We start from the raw sequence: 3,766 nt of genomic DNA on the forward strand, positions 1-3,766 counted from the left end.
GCCCAGCAGCTTGTTGTAGCCCACCCTGCCCAGGTCTATCTCTATCCTCCCGTCCTCCAGCTCCCTCGCGAAGCCCGAGGACATGAGAGCTGGGATCATCTCCTCCAGCTCATCCAGGTTCAAGCTCCTCACCTCCCTGGTCACCGCCCTGGGTCTCTTGAATCCCCTCCTTCCTCTCCCGAAGTAGTCCGGCTCATAGGCTGTAATCCAGGTCCAGAGGTGCTTCTTGGTCCCTGCCATCCCGAACCCTCCCCTTCTCCCGCTCCTCCTGTGCTGCCTCTGCAGGCCGTATCCGTGGAGCCTCGATCCCCTCATCTTCCTCGACTTCTTACGCCTCCTGGGTATGGAGCTCATCATATCATCCTCCTGAGAAGCGTATTTATCTCCTTCCCCCTGTACCCCAGCTCCCCTCCGTCGTTCCATGCCCTCTTCGTGGTCCTCTTAAATCCTCCCTTGGGAGGATGGAGCCTGAAGTAGGGCTTCATCCACCTGAGCTTGTGAATCTGGGCTTCTCCAGCTAGTAGAGCATCCGCTAGCTCCTCTATCGTTGAGAACTCGCTGTTAGCGACCAGACACTCATCGCTCAGCTTTCCTCCCTCCCTGAGCTCCCCCCTCTCCCTGAGCAGGGCTATCAACGTGTCCCTGTCTATCTCGCCGTAGGTCGAGTAGTCCTTGACCTTGTGGAGCATCCCCCTGTAGGAATCCGTGAGGGGCACCAGCGTGGCCCAGAACTTCCTGCGAAGGTGCAGCATCTCCAAGGTCATCCTAATATCGGGTTTCACGTCAACCCTACCCCTTATCCTGATCACGGCCATCAAGGGAACCCCTTCCAAGTCCCATCACCCCGGGCGCACCCGCCATCGAGCGCCGCCGCGCCTAACGAGTGCGCTCCACGCGACACCGGAGGGAGAGTTTAAAAACGGAGGGGGTCACCTCCTCCAGTCTCCCGGGAGGTTCATCCTGAGCAGCTTCGTGAGGGCATCGTGCAGGGCGAAGGCGTAGTTCATCCTGTTTCTGGTGTGTCCTTTGGAGAATACCCTGACATCCTGAAGGCCTCCCAGGCCTAGAACTATCTTGGCAGTCTCGTTCCCTGCTATACCGAGCTTCCTCGGGGCCGGTAGCAGAGTGACCCTGACGGATCCCGATTTGCCCGTGACGGCAGCTGCTATCGAGTGAGGCCTCCCGCAGCCGCACTCCCAAGATCCGCATCCCTTCCTCACCTTGACCATGTTCAGCTTGGCGTTCCTGACGGCATCGGCCAGGGCCACGCTGAACTCCTTCCCCTTCCCCTTTCCGACCCCCACGTAGTTCATCCCATCCCCGACGGCGACCACCACCCTCAGCTGAGTTAGCTCTCCGGCATCCGTCTGTCTCTGCACTCTTATCACCTCTATGACCTCCTCCTTCAGCCCCGGAACGAGGGCATCCACTATCTCGGGCTCCTGAATCGGTATGCCCCTTCTCAGTATCTCCTCAAGGCTCCTTATCTTCCCCTCACTCACGAGGCGCCCTATCCACGTCCTGGGCACCCACGCCCTCTCCACCTCGAACTCCTCCTCGGACATACACTCACCTCCTCATGCGAGCACCTTTAACCGTTCCTGAAGGGGTTCGCCCTGACCTCCTCCAGGACCCTCTCGAAGACCTCGGGGATCATCTTTGGATCGGCCCCCCTCCTTAGGTAGTCCGAGAACTGCCTCTCCAGCAGCTCCCTGTCCTCCTCCTTGAGCTTGGAGGCGAAGGATGATATGTGCTCTCCCCTTATCCTCTCCTCATCCGGCAGTATCTCATCGGAATGGGGCACCTCCACGCCGGCGTCCAGGACACCCTTTAGGGCGGCGTAGAGCCTCGACCCCCTGGTGGAGGGGAACCTCCCTATGTCCAGGATGGCCTCGCTTATTCCCGCCTTCCTGGCCCTCAGACCGGCCAGGTATCCGGTTAGGTAGGCGGCCGGTAGGTTCTTCCCCCCGTAAATCCAGCCGTATCTCTCTAGCTCCTTGGAGAAGGCGTAGGCCATGACCTCATCCCCCTCCTCCCTGAACCTGACGAACTGGACTATCACGTACCTGTTGGTCCTCCTCACAACCACCCTTGGCTTCCTGCTCTTCAAGAGGGCCAGCCTCTTCAGGTAGTCGGTCTTTCCCTCCCTTCTCCTCCTGAACTTCACCTTGTACCTTCCAGATCTCGCCAATTCGATCACCCCCTCGCCACGTGAGCCCTGAGCTGCGAGACGCTGCCGAAGGTCGATAGCCTCCTGTAGAGCTCCCTGTAGGTCTTCGCATCTATCACCCCCTCATCCCTCATCCTCCTTAGCTCCCTCCTGAGGGCCCTTATCCTCTTGACCCATCTCTCCTTCCTTGAGAGCCTGGAGTACTTCCCTCCCTTCCTGCTACCCGGGCCCCTCCTCCTGCGCCTAGCCCTGGCTCTAGCCCTGCTCACTCCCCTCTTCTGCAGGATCTCTATCGCCCCGGACCTTATCAGTCTCCTTATGTCATCCCTGGTCACCGCCTCGCTCACCATCTCGACCTTCTCCGGGTTTATTCTCACCCTGTCGAGGCCGACGCCGGCGACCTTGGCGGCCAACCTCTTCTGATACTCGAGATCCATGGACCTCACCTCAGTTCGCCAACTTAAGTCCGAGCTTGGAAGCCTCCTCCCTCATCAGGCTCCTCTTCCTCTCCCCGACCGTGTGGGCTATGTAGACTATGACATCCTTCCCCCTCTCGGCCAGCTCCCTAAGCTCCCTCAGGTTGCGAACGATCACGGGCCTCCTGCCCGAGGGATGGAGCCCCCTGACCTCCTCAGGATTCCTGTACCCTATGCTTGGTTGCTTCGGCCTGCTCTTGAGCTTCAGCCTCTGCTTGTTATCGATTCCCCTGGGCCTCCTCCAGCTCTTCACGGCGCCCAGCTTCAAGTGAAGCGCGAGGTTTAGGAACCTTGGTTTCTTCTTCCTCAGCCTCCTCAACAACCTCCTCCTCTCCTCCGAGCCCATCTCACCTCACCACGTAAATACCATCCATGAAGACCCTGGGATCCTTCCTCTTTATCTTGGTCGCCAGTCTTATGTTAGCTGCCGTCTGACCCACGTCCTCCTTCGATATGCCCTCTATGTATATCCTGTCACCCTCCACCCTTACCTTGGTGTCCCCAACTATCTTAGCGTACCTCGGCGCCTTCTCACCCAGGAAGTTGGATATCTTCACCAGCTTCCTCTTCTCATCAACCTCGACCTTCATCGGGAAGTGAGCGTAAACTATGACCATCTCCCTGCTGAACCCCTCCGTGACCCCTCTCATCATGTTCCTTAGGTGAGCAGCCACCGTGCCGAGGTAGGCCCTGTTGAACTTCCTCCTCCCGAAGGTCCTCACCCTCACCCTGCCGTCCTCGACGGAGAGCTCCACCATCTCACCGTTGAACTCCCTCTCCAGAACCCCCTTGGGGCCCTCAACCCTCACCCTGCTTCCTGATACAGAGACCCTAACGTTTTCAGGTATGGGAACGCTCAGCTCGATCGCCGAGGTAACTAGCTTAGGGTACCTTCCCATCTCGACCACCTCAGTAGCAGTAGGCTATGAGAACCCCCCCTATTCCCCTCCTCTTCGCCTCCCTGTGGGTCATCACTCCCTGGTTCGTCGAGACCACTATGACGCCGACGTTCTCAGCCGGCAGGTACATCCTCTCCCACCTCATGAACTCGTTGGCCTTGACGGGAAACCTCGGCTTTATCGCCCCCGCCTTGTTTATCCTGCCGTTTAGCCTGACCACG

Annotated in this window: 8 protein-coding genes; all 8 read right to left on the minus strand. The window is 58.8% G+C overall.

The genetic code is table 11. From position 1 onward, the window contains the following. The coding region (gene rpl15p / locus BA066_07125) for a 50S ribosomal protein L15 (GenBank protein ID RDD52915.1) at nucleotides 1–354 on the minus strand (354 nt) is incomplete at its 3' end. Continuing rightward, nucleotides 354–815, minus strand: coding sequence for a 50S ribosomal protein L30 (locus BA066_07130; protein ID RDD52916.1), 462 nt, complete (start codon nucleotides 813–815; stop codon nucleotides 354–356). The genes BA066_07130 and rpl15p, both read right to left, overlap by 1 nt. 114 nt (nucleotides 816–929) lie before the next feature. Further along, nucleotides 930–1,565: a 30S ribosomal protein S5 gene (locus tag BA066_07135; protein RDD52917.1), complete on the minus strand. Its 636-nt coding sequence runs from the start codon at nucleotides 1,563–1,565 to the stop codon at nucleotides 930–932. 26 nt (nucleotides 1,566–1,591) lie between these two features. Then, nucleotides 1,592–2,191, minus strand: a complete 600-nt coding sequence (locus BA066_07140; GenBank protein RDD52918.1) for a 50S ribosomal protein L18 — start codon at nucleotides 2,189–2,191, stop codon at nucleotides 1,592–1,594. A 5-nt stretch (nucleotides 2,192–2,196) separates the two neighbouring features. Then, the gene (locus BA066_07145; GenBank protein RDD52921.1) at nucleotides 2,197–2,607 is read right to left on the minus strand and encodes a 50S ribosomal protein L19e; all 411 of its coding nucleotides are present in this window, start codon (nucleotides 2,605–2,607) and stop codon (nucleotides 2,197–2,199) included. Nucleotides 2,608–2,617: 10 nt separating this feature from the next. Next, nucleotides 2,618–2,992 carry a 50S ribosomal protein L32e gene (locus tag BA066_07150; GenBank protein RDD52919.1) on the minus strand — a complete coding sequence of 125 codons (375 nt, stop codon included), beginning with the start codon at nucleotides 2,990–2,992 and terminating at the stop codon, nucleotides 2,618–2,620. Nucleotide 2,993: 1 nt separating this feature from the next. Continuing rightward, entirely contained in the window at nucleotides 2,994–3,545 is a 552-nt protein-coding gene (locus tag BA066_07155) for a 50S ribosomal protein L6 (protein ID RDD52922.1), read from the minus strand. A 10-nt stretch (nucleotides 3,546–3,555) separates the two neighbouring features. Further along, a partial coding sequence (rpsH, locus tag BA066_07160) for a 30S ribosomal protein S8 (protein ID RDD52920.1) occupies nucleotides 3,556–3,766 on the minus strand: 211 nt, incomplete at its 5' end.

Source organism: Candidatus Korarchaeota archaeon NZ13-K (genome assembly GCA_003344655.1).
Lineage (GTDB): Archaea > Korarchaeota > Korarchaeia > Korarchaeales > Korarchaeaceae > Korarchaeum.